Raw genomic sequence first — 19218 nt, 5'->3', positions numbered from 1 at the left:
TTATTAACCTTATTCCACCGTAACCGATAACGATTTTATCAACAGCGATGGGGAGCCGACTGGTAGCAGCGGGAAGGTTAAATCGGAGCCAACTTCCTCAACATCGTGCAGCATTTGATAAAAATTACCCGCTATAGTCATTAAGTTTACCGGGTATTGAATTTTCCCATCTTTTACGTAAAATCCATTGGCAGCAACTGAAAAATCACCGGATACCAGATTCGTTCCAGAATGGAGACCGGAAAGATTGGTGATTAAAACACCTTCATCAATCGATGCCAGTAAGTTTTCAAAAGACGTGGTTGATGGTTCAATAAAAAGGTTGGAAGGTCCAACTTTAACAGCACTTTTATAAGAATCTTTATGGGCATGCCCAGTTGTTTCAGTTCGGTCCTTTTCCGCTGTTTTACGATTATGAAGCAGCGATGTTAACGTTCCGGAATCGACTAATGTCAATTTCTTAGAAGCCACCCCTTCGCTGTCAAACGTCCTGCTCGCCAATCCGTCTTCAAGGAAGGGATCATCAACGATGGTGATTTTATCAGCAGCAATCGCTACACCAAGTTTATCCTTTAATGCGGAAATACCTGCCTGTGTGTTTTCAGCGGAAAAGTTAGCTGAAAACGTATACAGCAAGCTGGCCGCGGCATCATTTCTTAAAAGAATTGGGTAATCCTTACTTGCGATGTTCCTTGCTCCTAATTGAGAGAGTGTTTCATCGACCACTTTTTGAGCGATGGCTTTCGCATCTAAACTATGAAAGTCCTTTGTCACATGAAAGGTATAGGCAGATTTTGTTTCCTCCGCCTCTTTGGCGATGACTTCCAATATCAAATATAAATAATTGACCCGATCAGAAAGAGACAAGCCCTTGTTATTAATGAGGAATCTAGTAAGCGCTTCCGTCCGGATCTGGCAGGTATCGGTGGCAACAATGCGGGGATCCGCCGCCAAAATTTCCCGTTCCACATCTTGAATAAACTTGATTTTTTCCGGAATAGTCACTTTATTTAATGATTCTGAGAAAAAATTGCGCTTCTCGTAGTGGCTGCTGCCGGCAAAAACTTCCTCACGTTCTTCTTCATTTAGGATCTGTGTATTTTCTTTGGCACTTTCTAACAGGAAGGGGATGGATCCCTCATCGATCTTTTCGGAATAAGCGTAACCCATTTTTCCGTTAAAAATGCCCCGAAAAGAAACGCCGCCGTCTTCGGCAATTTCATATTGGTCAATTTCCCCTTGGTAGATTTGGCAGCCAAAAACTTCTTTCTTTTCATAATAGATCTCAGTCTCTGTAAAACCGCTGCTGTGCGCTGCATCGAATAGCTTTGATTGGAATTCCTCGATGTTCATTCGTTATTCCCCCTTTGTTCCACCGACAGTTATTTCGCTGACGCGGATCATCGGCTGCCCTACGTTTACCGGGATACTCCCGCTCAAGGAACCGCACATTCCCGCGCCATGGCCCAAATTATTGCCGACCATATCGACAAGCTGCAGCGTTTTCGGTCCATTTCCAATGAGCGTGGCCCCTTTGAGAGGTTTGCCTAGCTTGCCATTTTTTACTTCATATGCTTCCATGACGGCAAAGTTATAATCACCTGTAGCCGGGCTCACTTGTCCGCCACCCATGTATTTTGCATAGATCCCGTACTCGGTATTGGCGATGATCTCTTCGGGTGTTGATTTTCCCGGTGCAATATACGTATTGGTCATTCTTGAGGTTGGAGCGAAACGGAAGGATTCTCTTCTCCCTGAACCGGTTGATTCCATTCCCATCCGGCGCGCGTTGAATTTATCGATTAAATAGCCTTTTAGAATCCCATTTTCGATAAGAACATTTTTCCTCGCTTTTTCACCTTCATCGTCAATATTGATGGAGCCCCACTCATTTGGGAGGGTGCCGTCATCAATATAGGTGACAATCTCCGGAGCCACCTTTTCTCCAAGATGGCCTGCAAATACCGAGTTATTTTTAGCGACAGCAGTTGCTTCCAGGCCATGACCGCAGGCTTCATGGAAAATGACGCCGCCAAACTCATTATCGATAATGACCGGGAACTTTCCGCCGGGGCAGGGGCTGGCATCGAGCATTGTGACTGCTATCCTTGCTGCTTCGCTGGCATAATGATTCATATCGAGATTTTCAAAAAATTCGAATCCCTGATGGGCACCCGGTCCGTAAAAGCCTGTTTCCATTTGGTTATGGCGGACTGCGATTGCCTGAATCGCCAATCTTGAACGAACCCGCTTGTCTTCAATCCAATTTCCTTCGGAGTTAGCGATTATCACATTCTGTTCCTCATCCATAAGGCGAACCTTTACTTGAGAAATGCTAGAATGATAGTTTTTCGCCGTTTCATACGCCTGTTTCATAATCGCAGCCTTCCGTGCTTTTTCGACCTCCAGCGGCAGCACTTGAACGGGGTGAACCGTTTCAACTGATTCATGTACTAGTGGGGGTAATTGAATGAGATTATTTCCACTGATCGCTTGTGCCGCGTTTTTCGCCGCCTTTAACAGGCCATCCTTGCTGTGATCGGTGGTATAGGCATAGACACTTTGCAAGCCCTTAAACACGCGGATCCCGATACCGAAATCTCGCCCGGAAAGACTGGTTTCTATTTTGCCACTTTGAAGAGTGATATTATTTGTAAACCGATCTTCAACGAAAATCTCGGAAAAATCCCCACCCGTGGACAAAGCCGCTGTCAGTACGTCCTCAATCAATGATTTACTTAGCACACGTATAGACCTCCTATTTTTTTTTTAGCTAATCGGAAAGTTTCTATTTATTAAGTAGGAAGGTTCTGAATATTTTGTTCAGAAGCCTCTTGGTAAAAATGGTACGTTTTCATCATACAACATTTCTCACGATAATGGTTAATATAAAACGATATGTTATGGGAAAATATTACTTCATTAGTCAACTTAAAAGGGTCAGCCCTATCGATTGCGGACTGACCCTTTTGTTATTGCTGCTTTTTCATTACTTGTTCGCCGAGGGCGACTAGGCGCTTTGTCATTTCACCACCGACGGAACCATTTGCTCGTGCGGTCGTATCAGCACCAAGCTCGACTCCAAACTCGCCTGCAATCTCTTCCTTCATCTGATCAAGAGCATTGTCTGCACCAGGAACCAAAAGTTTGTTTCTCGCCATGATCCATCACTCCCGAACGAAGTTTTGAGCAAATCATTGCTCGTATATAATATAACCTGTTTGAAAAACCTAATTCCTAAGCGGATTATTTAGCATAAAAGTTTTCGGTATAGTAGGGCTGTGATTGATCGTTAAAGGCAACCCCAACACCTAAATATTTATAACCTTTCCGTAAAATATTCTCACGATGTCCGAGCGAATTCATCAAACCCTCATGGGCAAAAATACTGCTAAATTGGCCGTAAGCAAGGTTTTCTCCAGCCAGGTAAAAAATAATATGATCTTCTTTCATTCGATCAAAAGGGGATTGTCCTTTCAGATTGGTATGATCAAAGTAGTGATGAACCGCCATATCGGTGCTATGTTTTCGTGCGGTTTCTTGAACATGCTGATCCCAATTCAAGATGGAAAGTCCGTGCTCAACTCGGGCAGCATTCGTCAAATCAAATAGTTGATACTCAAGGCCTTGTTTTAAGTTTGCACTCGCCTTTGGATATAATTCTGTTTTTCCTTGTTCCATGTCTTTAGTAATTAGCTGGATGGCTGTAATCGTATTTCCCTCATGTTTATCATAAAAAATTGTGATATAAACATCGTTTAACAAATACACATCATAATCGCGGTCTTTTTCAAGCTGGTAAATCATGAATCCCTTTTGAATACGGTTTAATGGTTCCCCGAGCTGCTTACGGACTGATTCTTTAGAAGTTCCTAGTTTGATTCCCTTTTTCGAAGCAATCAGATTTTGATTGGTATATAATCCGGCAGCTTTATTGTTTTGGTCGTACATTACCATGAAAAAGTTTCTGTAGTGGTCATGGTAGGCATACCAATTTGTCCCATACTCATTAGCTGAGGAACGGTTTGCCGGTCCTAATTGTTGTTCAATCTTTGCTTTGGTTTCACCAAGTTCAATATTATGGATGGAAAACAATTGCTCAGCCGGCGTTTTTAAGTTTATTTTTTCACCCGGAGATTGTTCTTCCGTTTGATTACCGAGCGGCTGTTTATTCAAGTGAAGCGCAAGTTGGTTGACAACTTGTTGCACATTATCGTACAAAGAATTGAAAGCGGCAATGATTTTCGGATCGCTTTTCATGCTATTAATTTCGGATTGAATTTCCTTAATGGAATGATTGTCGCCAGTCAAACCGAGTTTTTGCTCGATCGCCGGCCAAGAAAAATAGAGCAGCGCAATCGATATGAGGAGAACAAAAAATCTTTTCATTGCATTTCTCACCTCCGAGAAAAAATATGAAGGTTAAATATCAAAATTGTACCCATTTTTAACTCAATGCATAAGTCAACTGGAGATAAATAAAAACCCTCAAGAAACCATTTTTTGAGGGGGTGTACGTTATTCGAGATATGTGTTAGTCCGCTGAATGTTAGGCAACAACCGTAATTCGAACATAGTGCGAATGTTCCTCGTCCCATTGATAAATTCCGTCTTTTAATTGAATAATATTGTCAAACGGACAGGGAATGGTGGCCGCTGGTGCTTGATTTTGTTCTGTATCTGCAAGAATTTGGTTTTTTAGTTGAAGCAATTCACTTCTTGAAGCAATTCGGATAACGCAATTGAGGGAAATTTTATCGGCAGTTATGCCATCTTTCTTGCAAATGCTATCTTGGAAACTTTTGTTGAACTGAATCATCATCGATAAATCATTTAAACAGGCTACACCGAACACTTCTTTAATAATATCGTCATAGCGTAGCTGGTAATCAGTAGCGAATTTAACCATATTCTTCTCCGGATTTTCCAATATATATATTGTTTCGATCGACCTACTCAAGAACCAACACCCTTTCTTTCTTATTGGAACCCATTATTTAATAATAACACATTTTTTCGATTTGGTGTTGCTTGTTATCGGGAAGAAAATGAAGCGGGAGTTGGTCAAGGTTATTTGAAAGCAATTTCAAATATACAACCGTGCAATTTATGAAAAAAAGAACACACAAGAAAGTGCGTCCTTTTAGTAGTTAAGTACCTCGGGATTGACTAGGTTTGGTGGACGTTTACCACTCAGGCCAGCGATTAAATTTTCCCGTGCCAGCTCAGCCATTTTTAGTTCTGTTTCAAAGGTTGCTGAGCCGAGATGCGGCGTTGTGACGACATTCGAAAATTGGAGCAGGGGGTTATCCTGGTTAATCGGCTCGATTTGGTAAACATCCAATGCTGCACCATGAATTTGTTTGTTTTTTAAGGCCTCAATCAGTGCAGCCTCATCGACCGTCTTTCCGCGTGAGCCATTAACGAAAATGGCCGATTGTTTCATTAACTTAAACTCCCGTTCCCCCATTAAATGCTCGGTCTCTTGTGTAAGCGGCGTCATCAACACGACAAAATCGGATTCTTTAAGCAATGTATCAAGGTCACAGTAGGTAGCGTCAAATTTTTCCTCGGCTGCGATATTCCTTGTTCGATTGTGATATAAAATTCTCATATCAAAGCCAAGGTGACCGCGTTTGGCAATTTCGGAGCCAATTTTCCCCATGCCGATAATCCCTAACGTTTTATGGTGAACATCGAGTGCGAACTGTTCGGTTGTTAAATAGTGCTGCCACTGTCCGGTTTTCACGAATTGATCCATCTCTGGAATGCGCCTGGCCGCCGCAAGGAGAATGCCAAATATGGCATCAGCCGTTGTCCCCTCCAGAACCCCGGGGGTGTTTGTCGCCATTACGCCTCGTTTTGTCATTTCATCAACTGAAAGGTTATTATACCCGGTTGAGTTATTGGCAACTATTTTAAGTTTAGGTGCAAGGTCAAGCAGTTCTGCATCAACCGGTAAGGCCAGACCAATAATCCCCTCGGCATTTTTTAATGAATGGATAAAGGCGGGGGCGGTTTGGGGATTAATATTTTCAAAAAATTCAATCTCATAATCATCTTTTAAAGGGTCGAGGACTTCTCGCAAAACAAAATTATAAGCGATTATTTTTCGTTTCATTGGGATGGTCAACTCCGAATAAATTGATTAAACAGCTAAATATTTTTATACTTTAAAATAATATCATAATAGCATAAGCAGTGGTGTGCAATAAACACATTTACTCCTAAGATATTTTTCAAAAAATTACAAAAAAACTCTTGAAAGTTTTGAAGTTTGCCTTATAATACTACTATAATAATTTTCTGACTATTTAAAATTAGTCAAACCCATAAAAAGAAAGAAGGAAACTTCGAATGAATTACTCATTTGCACCCTTAACGAAAAACTATGAATCTTCTGCAGTTAGAGATATTTTAGCAGTGATTCAACAAGGAAATGTCATTTCGTTTGCAGGGGGATTACCGGCAGAAGATATTTTTCCGATAGATGCCGTGAAAAGTGCGTATGAAAAGGTGTTTGCATCTGGGAAAGGATCATTGCAATATGGGGCAACTGAGGGATTTAAACCCCTAAGAGATGCAATACAAGAGAAAATGGAGCGGAAAGGCATTTTTACAAATCCTGACAAAATACTTGTTACGACAGGGTCACAACAAACCATTGACTTGTTTTCACGGGTGATGCTTGCTCCCGGAGATATCGTCTTAACGGAGGATCCAACGTATTTAGCAGCTTTACAGGTGTTCCGCTCCTATGGGGCAAGCGTTGTTGCTGTTAAGGGCGACGAACACGGGATGAACCCGGAAGATCTTAAAGCAAAAATAGAACAGTATAAGCCTAAATTCGTTTATGTTATACCAACGTTCTCCAACCCGGATGGCAAGGCCTGGAGTGCCGAGCGGCGACAGCAGCTTCTCAAGCTTTGCTATCAATTTGATGTGCTTGTTCTGGAAGATGATCCGTACAGTGATATTCAATTCCATCAAGATGAAGTGTACCACCCAATTGCCTCCTACGATAAGGAGCAGACCCATGTGTTATATACCAGTACTTTTTCAAAATCTGTCGTGCCTGCGTTAAGAACGGGCTGGGTGACCGGACCGGCTGAAGTGCTAGAAATGATGACTCAAGCGAAACAAATGAATGATTTGCATTCCAGTTCAATTGACCAACAGGCTTTGTATCACCTGCTTTGTGATTTTGACCTTGAGGCACATATTAAGCTGATCCGTTCTGTGTATTATGAACGGATGACGATGATGAAAGAATACTTAAATCAAGTTGGACCGGGCTTGTTTTCCTGGAAAGAACCGAAGGGCGGCATGTTTATCTGGGTCGAAGGGCCGAAGCATATTGATACGACCGTTTTGCTCGCTGAAGCCGTAAAAAAAGGCGTTGCCTTTGTACCGGGGGCACAGTTTTACGTCAATGAACCAAAGCTCAATACATTCCGGATTAATTTCAGCCATTCAACTCCAGATAAAATAAAACTGGGTATGGATCGCTTAGTGGATATACTCACTTCCGTGCCGGTGGTTTAGATAATTATCGTGTCTGACACTAAGTGGAAAACTCCTGCAGATTGCGGGGGTTTTTTTCTATCAAAAAACTGTTTATCCCGCCTTAACGGGCAGTAAGATCCCCACCTCGGGGAGTCCAAGTCTACAAGGAATCTAGATGGGGAAGATCAACTGCCCGTAAAGGTCCGATTGATTCAACTAACCATCAGTGGGGGATGAACAAAACCCCCACTGATGGAAGTTTCACTTTATGTAACAAATATATTTTAAGCAAATTAATTTTTGATTAAATGCTTATAAGTAAACCTATTTCCAAATAATTTGTGTATAATTCTAGTTAATAGATTCATTATTTTATTGATAATGACAGCGAACAATTTCCGAATAAGGAATATGCAATGGAATGAGAGTGAGGAATAAGCATGTGGGATTTTGATATGGATATAGATCAGGCGGCGAAAATCAAAGTGATCGGCGTTGGCGGCGGTGGTAATAATGCTGTCAATCGCATGATTGAAGATGGCGTACAAGGGGTTGAGTTCATTTCCGTCAATACTGATGCACAGGCACTTAAACTTTCTAAGGCAGAGATCAAGATGCAAATTGGCGCTTCTTTGACCAGAGGTTTGGGTGCCGGAGCCAATCCGGAAATTGGCAGAAGAGCAGTGGAAGAGAGCCGGCAGCAGCTTCATGAGGCCCTTCAAGGGGCAGACATGGTATTTGTTACGGCTGGAATGGGAGGAGGCACCGGAACTGGTGCTGCACCGGAGATAGCCCAAATTTCGCGTGAACTTGGTGCTTTAACGATTGGTGTAGTGACCCGTCCTTTCGGATTTGAAGGTCATAAGCGTAAGGTGAATGCAGCAGCTGGGATCGAGGCAATGAGGCAGGCGGTCGATACCCTAATTATTGTTCCCAATGACCGCTTATTACAAATTGTCGATAAGCGGACGCCTATGATTGAGGCTTTCCGTGAAGCTGACAATGTTCTTCGCCAAGGAGTTCAAGGGATTTCCGATTTAATTGCTGTCCCGGGGCTAATTAATCTGGACTTTGCCGATGTGAAAACGATTATGTCAAATCAAGGGACAGCCTTAATGGGGATTGGAACGGCAAAAGGCGAAGGGCGTGCCGTTGAAGCAGCGAAAAAGGCAATTGCCAGTCCATTGCTGGAAACTTCGATCGATGGGGCTCAAGGCGTTTTAATGAATATAACTGGCGGCACTGATTTAAGTTTATTTGAGGTTCAGGAAGCAGCCGATATCGTAGCCGCTGCAGCTGACCAAGATCTGAATATGATTTTTGGATCGATCATTGATGAAAATCTGAGAGATGAAATTATGATAACGGTCATTGCCACTGGCTTTTCGGAGAGGGAAACTCCGAAAACGAAAGCTGACGGAGACCTTTTCATCCACAGGAGTTCTCGCGGAACTTCAGGTAGATTACCAGGATTGCGCAATGATCAGGATTCATTTAAACGTGAACAACGGATGGCGCCTGGATCAGTGGGAGCGATTCGCCTAGAGGGACAGCAGCGAGAACAGGAACGTGGTTTTTCTTTCAATCAGCAGCAGTATGAATATGAGCCAAAAAGAGTGTCGAAAACACAGATTCACGAACCTTCCAATGGTTGGGATACTTCTGTTGAATTTGATGATAAAAGCACTAGCTTAGGGCAAACGGATAGTGATTTTCTTGACATTCCGGCCTTTTTACGAAAACGCAAAAACAGAACGGATAGATAAGTTTTAGACGAAAACGCTTGGATAACCAGGCGTTTTTTCATTATTCATCAAAAAACAATAAATGATTCAGTAGTATCTTTTACAAAAGACACTTTAAAATGATCGAAAAAAGGAAAGTAATATTTTTGAAATTACTATATTAAGAAAATTGCCAAATTTATTTTTAGTGAAACTTTATGCTATAATATTTCTAGTTATATTAATCTAATATATAAGGAGTAATTAAAATGATTTTAAAAGATTTTTTTATTGCCTTATCACAAAACCAATTTCTCAATAGTGCCGCTAAAAAATACGGCCTAAAAATGGGTGCACAAAGTGTAGTCGCCGGTACAAATATTGAGGAAGCGATTCATAGTATTAAAGAGTTAAATGCTCATGGCATCTCCTGTACAGTAGATAACCTAGGTGAATTTGTCTTTAAAAAAGAAGAGGCTACTGCTGCCAAAGAACAAATTCTTAAAGTGGTCGAGGCGATTCACGAGAACAAAGTGGATGCCCACATTTCGTTAAAACCAACCCAGTTAGGATTGGATATTGATTACGATTTTTGCAAGGGAAATGTTAGAGAAATCGTGGACAGAGCTAACCAATATAATATGTTTGTTAACATTGATATGGAAGACTATAAGCATCTACAGCCTTCGTTTGATCTGTTAGATGATTTATCAGCAGAATATGACAATGTTGGTACCGTCATTCAGGCTTATTTTCATCAAGCGCTTGAGTATCTGCAAAAATATCAAAATTTCCGCATCCGCCTTGTAAAGGGAGCTTATAAAGAACCGGCAGACATTGCTTATCAGGATAAAAAAGATATTGATGAAAACTATATTAAGTTGATTGAATGGCATTTGTTAAACGGTAAGTTTACATCGATTGCTACGCATGATCATCGAGTTATTAATCACGTGAAGGCATTTGTTAAAAAACACAATATTCCAAATGATAAATTTGAGTTCCAAATGCTATATGGTTTCCGTCGAGATCTGCAGTTGAAACTCGCCAGTGAAGGTTATAATTTCTGTACCTATGTTCCATTCGGCAGCGACTGGTACGGCTATTTCATGCGCCGTCTGGCAGAAAGACCACAGAATTTAAACCTTGTCATGAAGCAGGTATTTAATAAGAAAACCAACACCGTGATCGGTGTGGCTGCCGGAGCCTTCTTCCTCGGCAGATTAACGAAGTCAGAAAAGAAGAACTGTAAAAAATAACTATTTTCGAAAAACTCCCAGAAATGGGGGTTTTTATTTTAATAAACATGTTTATAGTTTAAAGGATTTTTTGTTAAACATTTCACAATATTGTAGACAGATCGTGAAGATAAAGCCTATACTCCAATTAGACAGATTCATTGCAAAGAAAGGCTTAGAGGTGAACGGATCCTATGACACAATACAACTGGTTAGAAACAATCGATGTTTCGGAGGAGATGTTACAACGCACTAATCAGCGGCTTCCGGTAATTTGGATAAGCGCATTGGATTGCACCGGATGTAAGGAGGCGTTTCTCCGGTCAGTCGAACCCACCACATTGGACACCATTCTTCATTTTATTTCATTAGAATATAGCGAGCTTTTATCTGCAGCCAGCGGCTACCAAGCTGAAGAACATAAGGAATCCATTTTTCAAAAATATCAAGGTCAATATGTCCTTGCTGTTGAAGGCGGGATTCCGCAAAGTGATGAATATCTGATGATTGCCGGTAAATCTGTCAGAGAGGAAATTATCCAGGCAGCGAAACATGCCAAAGCTGTTATTGCCTTTGGAAGTTGTTCAGCGTGGGGCGGGCTGCCTGCTGCAGGCAGTAACCCGACCGATTCAGTTGATGTTAGATCGATCATACCGGAGGAAACTCCAGTGGCCCTTGTACCAGGGTGTCCCCCTATTCCGGAAGTGATGATTGGTACGCTATTGCATATCCATTTTCATGGGGAGTTACCGGAACTTGATAAAAAGATGCGTCCTAAGGCTTTTTATCAAACCACGGTTCATATGACTTGCCATCGCAAACCATTTTTTGATCAAAAGTTGTTTGCCCAATCTTATGATGATGAAACAGCCCAAAAAGGCTATTGTTTATTTAAACTTGGCTGTAAGGGGCCGAGAGCATTCAATTGTTGTGAATCAATGGGGATGGATCGCTGCATTGCTGCCGGATTTACTTGCATTGGCTGCTCTGAAGAAGGCTTTTGGGATAAAGGCGGATTCTATCCGAAGAAGCGAAAGTAACAGCAAAGAGGTTGTCCTAAAATGTTGGACAGCCTCTTCTTTTATGCAAGTCAGTTTTTTTCCAAAACGTTTAAAGAATTCGTTTTCCTGCTTTCCAAAGCTCATTCAGAATAATCGGCAGCAGTGAGAGGGCAAGAATCAGCAGCCAATCCTTGATGGTTAAAAAATGGATGGCAAAAATGTTGTTAAAAAATGGGATGTTGACTAATGCTGCTTGAATACTAATACCAAATAAAATTGACGCCAGTAAATATTTATTTGAAAATAGGCCGACTTGGAAAATCGATTTATGTTGGTTCCGCAAATTTAAGGCATGGAATAACTGCGAAACACTTAAAGTGATAAAGGCCATCGTTTGTGCATGAATCAAGGCATCCTGTGGGACATCGGCAAAGTCAATTGTAAATAAGCTTTCTGATCCTGTATAAAAAGCTAGCCCGGCAATGAAGGCGAACAAGGTAATGAAACCAATAATTGCTCCATTGATCAAGGTAAACAGGCCGCTGCCATGGGCAAAAATGCTTTCTCTGATCGACCGCGGCCGTTCTTTCATTACATCCGGATCGTCCGGATCAAGGCCCAGCGAGATAGCTGGGAAAGTGTCCGTGATTAAATTAATCCATAAGATATGTACTGCCGTCAGCGGAGTGGGCCAGCCAAGCAGGATGGCGAAGAATAAAGTAATAATTTCGCCTAAATTGCAGGAGAGCAAGAATAGAATTGCTTTTTTTATATTTTGATAGATATTCCTGCCTTCTTCCACAGCTGCGACAATTGTGGCAAAGTTGTCATCGGTTAAAATGATATCAGCGGCCCCTTTGGCCACATCGGTACCACTCTGCCCCATAGCTACTCCAACATCAGCCTGCTGCAGTGAAGGAGCATCATTGACGCCGTCTCCTGTCATTGAGGCAATTTCTCCGTTGGCCTTAAGCGCTTTTACGATTTTCACTTTATGCTCAGGAGAGACGCGAGCAAAGACCCGAATCTTTTTGACTTTTTCTTTCAGTTCATCTTCAGTGAGGGTATCGATTTCGTTACCGGGCATCGTCTCCTTGTCACTGCTGGCGATTCCAAGCTCTTTGGCAATAGCAAAAGCCGTTTTTTGGTGATCACCAGTAATCATTACAGTCTTGATGCCGGCGTTATGACATTGAACAATTGAAGCTTTTACTTCCACTCTTGGCGGGTCAATCATTCCTGTTAATCCAAGCAAGGTAAGATTATTCTCAAGCTCTTCAGCTGACAAGTCAGCTACCTGAGGAACTTCCTTATAGGCAATCGCCAGGACTCTTAGTGCCTTATCCGACATTGCATTAGCTTGAGATATAATCCTCTCTGTCTCAGTCCTTGAAAGCGGAACTTTCTGGCCATTCAAAATAACTGTGGCTGCTTTCGGCAGGAGACTTTCCAAGGCACCCTTTGTCATCACCAAAAAATTGTCTTTATTTTGATGGACGGTCGTCATCATTTTTCGCTCGGAGTCGAACGGAATTTCTCTTACGCGCTGATAGCGATGGTCCAGCAGTTGTTTGTCAATTCCAACCGTTCCTGCCGCAGCAACAAGGGCTATTTCTGTCGGGTCGCCCGATTGTTCCGCTGTTGTCACAACGGCATCATTACATAAAACAAGCGCTTCGAAAAACAACTTTTCATATTGGTTTTCTAGTTTTAATGAAGCCAGCGGGGCATAGGTTCCATTGACAAAAACATCTGTTACCGTCATTTTATTTTGTGTCAGCGTCCCTGTTTTATCAGAACAAATCACGCTGACAGCACCAAGTGTTTCAACAGCGGGCAGCTTTCGGACAATCGCGCGCCGCTTGATCATCCGCTGAACGCCAAGTGCCAGGACAATCGTAACAATCGCCGGCAGGCCTTCGGGAATCGCAGCAACAGCTAGGCTGACAGCAATTAAAAACATATCAAGGGCTACCCTTCCTTGGAAGAAGCCAATCAGAAAAATAACGAGGGAGATAAGGACAGCGCCAATCCCGAGAATTTTCCCCAGCTCTGCTAATTTAACCTGTAATGGCGTCATTTCCTGCTTTTGATCTCCAAGGAGGGCGGCAATTTTTCCAATTTCGGTGTTCATTCCGGTATTGACGACAATGCCAATACCACGGCCGTAAGCAGACAGGGTCGACATAAATGCCATGTTGTGCTGGTCGGCTATTGGCACCTTTTCCTCCGCTGCCTGCCAGTCTGCATCCTTGTCCACAGGTACTGATTCCCCGGTAAGCGATGATTCTTCAATTTTTAAATTAGCCGTTTCAATTAAGCGTATATCAGCAGGGATAAACCGTCCTGCATCGATCACCACGATATCGCCGGGCACAAGCTGTTCCGAAGGGATTTCTTGCACGACTCCATCACGCTTGACGATTGCTTTTGGAGTGGCCAATTTTTTCAGTTCTTCGAGAGCTTTTTCTGCCTTGGTTTCCTGAATAACCCCGATTACTGAATTCAGCAGGATGACGAGTACAATGATGGCTGCATCGCTGTACTCACCAATAAATAGCGAAATAAGTGCAGCGGCAATTAAAATATAAATGAGCATGCTGTTAATTTGTGAGAAAAACAGTTTCCAAATCGCTGTCTTTTTGTGATCACGGAATTCGTTGGGACCAAATTGTTCTAATCGTTTCTCGGCTTCACTGCTCGACAGACCCGCACCAGGATCGACGCCCATTTCAGTGATAACCTCCGTCACTTTTTTTGAATGCCACATCACCAATGCCTCCTTTCAATAGTCATAAAAATGGAAATTCCCTCTAGTTTAATTAAACCATAGGAACTAGTTTCTGACTAAAGAAGCGGGATAAAGTCATAAATTATTCGAAATCTTCCAATTGGTGAAATGTTAAAATGAAACGGAGTAATAGTTTGTAATAAAAAAAGGAATTTTGGTTCTTCTTGGCGAAATAAGCATTATCAGGATCTTTTGAAAATATATAAAAGGTTTTTTTGCTTTCAAAAAGGAGGTTTTAAAATTGTCAGAGAAGATCTTAGTGGCTGTGGATGGTTCAATCAATTCTGTTGAAGCATTGAAGGAAGCTGAACGTTTGGCGGCCGCCTTTCAAAGCAAGCTTTTTCTAGTAAATGTCCAGCCTTCGTTCAATATGATTCATACGAAATTATTTATCAGTGAAAAACTAATCAAAGAATATCAGCAGGAGTTATTTGAAAATGCAACAAAGCCAGCGGTTGATTATTTAAAATCAAAAAATATTGACTATGAACTGCTGATGAGAATCGGCGACCCTGTCCAGCAAATCTGCAAGCTAGCAAAAGAACTGGCAGTAACGCATATTGTCATTGGTACACGGGGGATGGGACCTGTAAAAGGGGTGGTTTTAGGCAGTGTCTCTAATGGCATTCTTCACGAAGCGAAAGTTCCAGTATTAATTGTTCCTCCCCAAAAATAATCCCATCTACTAATCGGTCACTTGGCCGATTTTTTTTTAGCTAATAAAGGGACAGCTTCGACATTTTCAGCCTACTATAATAGTCTCAGATTAATAGCAATGTTTGGTTAATTTGTTTGTCATTCATTCTGCATTTATTCAGATTAGCGAATGGAAAATATCGGGCTGTTATTTTGTCATTTTTATATTCCGATAAGAATATGATGTTTTGGCTGGAAACAATTGTATAGTTCAAACAGCTCATAAAAGAATAAGAGGAGAGAAGCAGTGAAATGGGAAAGGGGAAATGGGCGGTTTCAATTTTACTATCCGGGAGTTTATTAGGACTTGTCGGTTGTTCTGTAAAGGAGGCGGCCGAAAAAGTAACGAAACCAACCAAGCAAGTTGAAACTCGGGCTCCAGAGGAACAAAAGCAGGAAGATGAACCAAAGACGGTTGTCGTCAATGTCATTGATCCGAACACCCAAAAAGTAATCAAGACCATTTTACCGGCGGAGCTGGGATTTGAGACCAATCCAGCCGCCTATAAGAGAGAACTCGAAAAATGGGCGAGGGAGCTGGCGCGGGGAACAGATACAAAACCGGGATATGACCAAAGGATGGTGCTGGATCAGGTCAAACATGGCAAGATCATCAAAGGAAAGCCGCAAGTCATATTAGAAGAGAAGGAATTAGTGGAACGCATATTGACAGCATCGGTAACCGGCGGCGACGTGGAACTCCCGATTTATGTCAAGGAAAGCGGTTATAATCCTGAAGAGATTGCCAGTTTAGACGATGTTGTTCTGGCATCGTATACCACCTATTTTAACAGCGGTGTCGCCGGGCGGGCTAGAAATATTGAACTGTCAGCCCGTTCGATAAATAATATTATTGTCGGAGACGGGGATTATTTTTCATTTAATACAACGGTAGGTCCTAGTGATGCGGCTCATGGGTATCAGAAGGCCAAGGAAATTGTTAACAAAAAAATGGTCGATGGCATTGGCGGAGGAATTTGCCAAACATCTTCGACATTGTTTAATGCCGTTGATAAAGTCGGGGTTAGTTATATAGAAAGGCATCATCACTCCTTATCCGTCGGCTATGTGCCTGCTGGCCGTGATGCCACCGTTTCATATGGCGGTAAAGATTTTCGCTTTCAAAATACCACCGGTGTTCCGTTTTTAATTAAAACAATCTACCAACAGGGGAAATTGACTGTGCAGATCAGAACATCTGCCAAATATCAGCAGCTATACGCCAAAGGGAATTAGTGGTGATCGATCATTCTAAAGAATGGCCAATATTATCAGAAGGGTGAATGATAAAAAATTTTTTCAAACAAATTGAAGCGAAAGCGTCGTTAAAGGGCGCTTTCACATTATTTTCTGGTCATTTCCCAGCCGTTTTCATCACAGCTGGCACCACCAGCCTTCTAGAAAGTTACTCAATGGAATGTAAAGCGCTTTACATTAAAATGGTTACTAACGTTAACAATCTATATACATTTTTATCAAAGTTTGTTCAATATTTCACAATCTTTTTTTGCTGTACAAATGTTATGATGATATCAGAAATAGTTGAAATACTTCTTAGCAAGCTAACAGCTATTTTTTAAGTTTATATGTGATATTTTTTACAAACTTTTTATTGGGAGTGATCATAATGGCTGTCAAAGAAAAAGAAGTTAAACAAATGCAAAATGTACCGGAAATGATTGATCAGTTGGTAAACAATGGCCTTCAAGCTTTAGAGAAATTACGGCAGATTGATCAAGAAATGATTGATGAAATTGTCAAACAAATGGCTTTAGCCGGCCTTGATCAGCATATGCAGCTGGCAAAATTAGCTGTTGAAGAAACAAAGCGCGGTGTTTATGAAGACAAAATCATAAAAAATATGTTTGCAACAGAATATATCTATCACAATATTAAATACGATAAAACAGCAGGAGTTATCAACGAAAATGAACTAGAAGGAATCATTGAAATTGCCGAACCAGTTGGCGTGATTGCCGGCGTTACTCCAGTCACGAACCCAACTTCAACGACGATGTTTAAAGCGTTAATTTCACTTAAGACGAGAAATCCGATCATTTTTGCCTTTCATCCATCGGCACAAAAATGCAGCAGCGAAGCGGCACGTGTATTAAGAGACGCCGCTATCAAAGCAGGGGCACCAGAACACTGCATTCAATGGATTGAAACACCATCACTGGAGGCAACCCAAACTTTAATGAACCATGATAAAATCTCGTTGATTTTAGCAACCGGCGGCGCAGGAATGGTCAAATCGGCCTATAGTTCCGGAAAACCTGCACTTGGCGTCGGACCAGGGAATGTTCCTTGTTATATTGAAAAAACAGCTAATCTTAAACAGGCAGTCAATGACTTAATTTTATCAAAAACCTTTGACAACGGGATGATTTGTGCCTCTGAACAAGCCGTTATTATTGATAAAGAAATCTATAAAGAAGTAAAAGCCGAAATGATTGCCAATAAATGCTACTTCTTAAATGAAGACGAAAAGAAACTGGTCGAAAAATTGGTTATCAATGAACAAACATGTGCGGTTAATGCCAAAATTGTTGGGATGCCGGCTGCCAAAATCGCTGAAATGGCAGGAGTAACTGTACCAGAAGGAACAAAAATTTTAGTGGCTGAGTTAGCGGGGGTTGGACCGCAATATCCGCTATCAAGAGAAAAACTAAGCCCGGTTTTAGCTTGTTATAAGGTTAACAGCTTTGCAGAAGGTCTAAAAAGAGCAGAGGAAATGCTGGAATTTGGCGGCCTGGGCCACTCTGCGGTGATTCATACCACCAATGATGAGGCGATCAAAGAGTTTGGTCTTAGAATGAAGGCCGGCCGGATTATTGTCAACGCGCCATCTTCTCAAGGGGCAATTGGCGATATTTATAACGCTTATCTTCCTTCCTTAACACTTGGCTGTGGTACGTATGGCGGCAACTCTGTATCAACAAATGTAGGGGCAATCCATTTAATCAATGTGAAAAAGGTGGCAAAGCGTAGCGTGAATATGCAATGGTTTAAGGTTCCGCCAAAAATTTATTTTGAAAAGAATTCAATTCAATACCTAGCTAAAATGCCGAACATCTCGAAAGCATTTATTGTGACCGATCCATTCATGGTGAAGCTTGGCTATGTGGATAAAGTCCTATACTATTTACGGAAACGCCCGGACTATGTCCATTGTGAGATCTTTTCGGAAGTTGAGCCGGATCCATCGATTGAAACGGTGATGAAGGGTGCCGATATGATGGCTAAATTCCAGCCGGATGTGATTATTGCCCTTGGAGGCGGCTCAGCAATGGATGCGGCGAAAGGAATGTGGCTGTTCTTTGAAAACCCGGATGCCGATTTCTTTGGCTTAAAGCAAAAGTTTTTAGACATCCGCAAACGGATTGTGAAATACCCACATTTAGGTGAAAGGGCACAATTTGTGGCGATCCCGACAACCTCAGGTACCGGTTCAGAAGTAACTTCGTTCGCGGTTATCACCGATAAAGAGGCAAACGTAAAATATCCGTTGGCTGATTATGAATTAACGCCGGATGTCGCAATTATTGATCCACAATTTGTCATGTCCGTGCCAAAACAGGTAACGGCAGATACAGGTTTGGACGTCTTAACACATGCGATCGAAGCTTATGTATCCTGCATGGCCAACGACTATACCGACGGACTGGCGATGAAAGCCATTCAGCTGGTATTTGAATATCTTCCAAGAGCCTATCGGAATGGAAACGACGAAGAAGCTCGGGAAAAAATGCATAATGCTTCTACAATTGCCGGAATGGCGTTTGCGAATGCCTTTTTAGGAATCAACCACAGCCTAGCACATAAGTTAGGTGCTGAGTTCCATATCGCTCATGGCCGTGCCAATGCAGTATTGCTGCCGCATGTGATCCGGTATAATGCGACTAAGCCGGAGAAGTTTGCTGCTTTTCCTAAGTATAATCATTTCGTCGCCGACAAGCGCTATGCAGAGATTGCCAGAACACTTGGCTTACCAGCAAGAACAACGGAGGAGGGCGTGGAAAGTTTAATTCAAGCGGTTATTCGCCTCGCAAAAGAGCTAAACATTCCTATGAGTTTGGAAGCCAATAATATTGATAAAGAAGAATTCGAGAGAAAAGTGGATTACTTAGCGGACCGTGCCTTCGAAGACCAATGCACTACCGCCAATCCAAAACTGCCGCTCGTCACTGAATTAGCAGAACTATACCGTCTCGCTTATAAAGGAGTCTAATGGAAAAGGTGTCAGGCCTTCGGTGCCTGAC

Annotated in this window: 15 protein-coding genes; 8 read left to right on the top strand and 7 right to left on the bottom strand. The window is 41.9% G+C overall.

Annotation, left to right across the window (positions count from 1 at the left end; translation table 11 throughout):
* Nucleotides 1-9 precede the first annotated feature (9 nt).
* The 6 genes from JK635_RS00625 to JK635_RS00600 all read right to left on the bottom strand — a co-directional run bounded on the left by JK635_RS00625 (nucleotide 10) and on the right by JK635_RS00600 (nucleotide 6121).
* Complete coding sequence (locus JK635_RS00625; RefSeq protein WP_202651398.1) at nucleotides 10-1353, bottom strand: TldD/PmbA family protein; 1344 nt, start codon at nucleotides 1351-1353, stop codon at nucleotides 10-12.
* Nucleotides 1354-1356: 3 nt separating this feature from the next.
* Nucleotides 1357-2745: a TldD/PmbA family protein gene (locus JK635_RS00620; protein WP_202651397.1), complete on the bottom strand. Its 1389-nt coding sequence runs from the start codon at nucleotides 2743-2745 to the stop codon at nucleotides 1357-1359.
* A 227-nt stretch (nucleotides 2746-2972) separates the two neighbouring features.
* Nucleotides 2973-3161 (bottom strand): alpha/beta-type small acid-soluble spore protein, encoded by a 189-nt coding sequence (locus JK635_RS00615; RefSeq protein WP_202651395.1) that lies wholly within the window; start codon nucleotides 3159-3161, stop codon nucleotides 2973-2975.
* Between the two features lie 85 nt (nucleotides 3162-3246).
* On the bottom strand, nucleotides 3247-4389 hold the full coding sequence (locus JK635_RS00610) for a CAP domain-containing protein (protein ID WP_202651393.1): 1143 nt from the start codon (nucleotides 4387-4389) through the stop codon (nucleotides 3247-3249).
* A gap of 160 nt (nucleotides 4390-4549) precedes the next feature.
* Nucleotides 4550-4960, bottom strand: coding sequence for a hypothetical protein (locus JK635_RS00605; RefSeq protein WP_202651391.1), 411 nt, complete (start codon nucleotides 4958-4960; stop codon nucleotides 4550-4552).
* A gap of 183 nt (nucleotides 4961-5143) precedes the next feature.
* Complete coding sequence (locus JK635_RS00600) at nucleotides 5144-6121, bottom strand: 2-hydroxyacid dehydrogenase (protein WP_202651389.1); 978 nt, start codon at nucleotides 6119-6121, stop codon at nucleotides 5144-5146.
* Nucleotides 6122-6357: 236 nt separating this feature from the next.
* Here JK635_RS00600 and JK635_RS00595 point away from each other — a divergent pair, with 236 nt between their 5' ends.
* The 4 genes from JK635_RS00595 (at nucleotide 6358) to JK635_RS00580 (ending at nucleotide 11508) form a co-directional block, all read left to right on the top strand.
* Entirely contained in the window at nucleotides 6358-7545 is a 1188-nt protein-coding gene (locus tag JK635_RS00595; protein ID WP_202651387.1) for an aminotransferase-like domain-containing protein, read from the top strand.
* 401 nt (nucleotides 7546-7946) lie between these two features.
* The gene (gene ftsZ / locus JK635_RS00590; RefSeq protein ID WP_438803813.1) at nucleotides 7947-9272 is read left to right on the top strand and encodes a cell division protein FtsZ; all 1326 of its coding nucleotides are present in this window, start codon (nucleotides 7947-7949) and stop codon (nucleotides 9270-9272) included.
* Nucleotides 9273-9499: 227 nt separating this feature from the next.
* Complete coding sequence (locus JK635_RS00585; protein WP_202651385.1) at nucleotides 9500-10489, top strand: proline dehydrogenase family protein; 990 nt, start codon at nucleotides 9500-9502, stop codon at nucleotides 10487-10489.
* A gap of 173 nt (nucleotides 10490-10662) precedes the next feature.
* Nucleotides 10663-11508 carry a hydrogenase small subunit gene (locus JK635_RS00580; protein WP_202651383.1) on the top strand — a complete coding sequence of 282 codons (846 nt, stop codon included), beginning with the start codon at nucleotides 10663-10665 and terminating at the stop codon, nucleotides 11506-11508.
* A 70-nt stretch (nucleotides 11509-11578) separates the two neighbouring features.
* On the opposite strand, the gene JK635_RS00575 is transcribed toward JK635_RS00580, so the two are convergent.
* Complete coding sequence (locus tag JK635_RS00575) at nucleotides 11579-14239, bottom strand: cation-translocating P-type ATPase (protein ID WP_202651381.1); 2661 nt, start codon at nucleotides 14237-14239, stop codon at nucleotides 11579-11581.
* 262 nt (nucleotides 14240-14501) lie between these two features.
* Here JK635_RS00575 and JK635_RS00570 point away from each other — a divergent pair, with 262 nt between their 5' ends.
* The 4 genes from JK635_RS00570 to adhE all read left to right on the top strand — a co-directional run bounded on the left by JK635_RS00570 (nucleotide 14502) and on the right by adhE (nucleotide 19187).
* Complete coding sequence (locus JK635_RS00570) at nucleotides 14502-14936, top strand: universal stress protein (RefSeq protein WP_202651379.1); 435 nt, start codon at nucleotides 14502-14504, stop codon at nucleotides 14934-14936.
* A 272-nt stretch (nucleotides 14937-15208) separates the two neighbouring features.
* Nucleotides 15209-16192, top strand: coding sequence for a VanW family protein (locus JK635_RS00565; RefSeq protein ID WP_202651377.1), 984 nt, complete (start codon nucleotides 15209-15211; stop codon nucleotides 16190-16192).
* Between the two features lie 47 nt (nucleotides 16193-16239).
* The gene (locus JK635_RS24040; protein WP_235887793.1) at nucleotides 16240-16536 is read left to right on the top strand and encodes a hypothetical protein; all 297 of its coding nucleotides are present in this window, start codon (nucleotides 16240-16242) and stop codon (nucleotides 16534-16536) included.
* Between the two features lie 47 nt (nucleotides 16537-16583).
* Entirely contained in the window at nucleotides 16584-19187 is a 2604-nt protein-coding gene (adhE, locus tag JK635_RS00560; RefSeq protein ID WP_202651375.1) for a bifunctional acetaldehyde-CoA/alcohol dehydrogenase, read from the top strand.
* Nucleotides 19188-19218: the final 31 nt, after the last annotated feature.

The organism is Neobacillus paridis (assembly GCF_016765675.1).
In the GTDB taxonomy this organism is placed as follows: Bacteria; Bacillota; Bacilli; order Bacillales; family Cytobacillaceae; genus Neobacillus; species Neobacillus paridis.
Note: the sequence above shows the minus strand (reverse complement) of the source record. Positions and strands in the feature narration are given on the sequence as shown.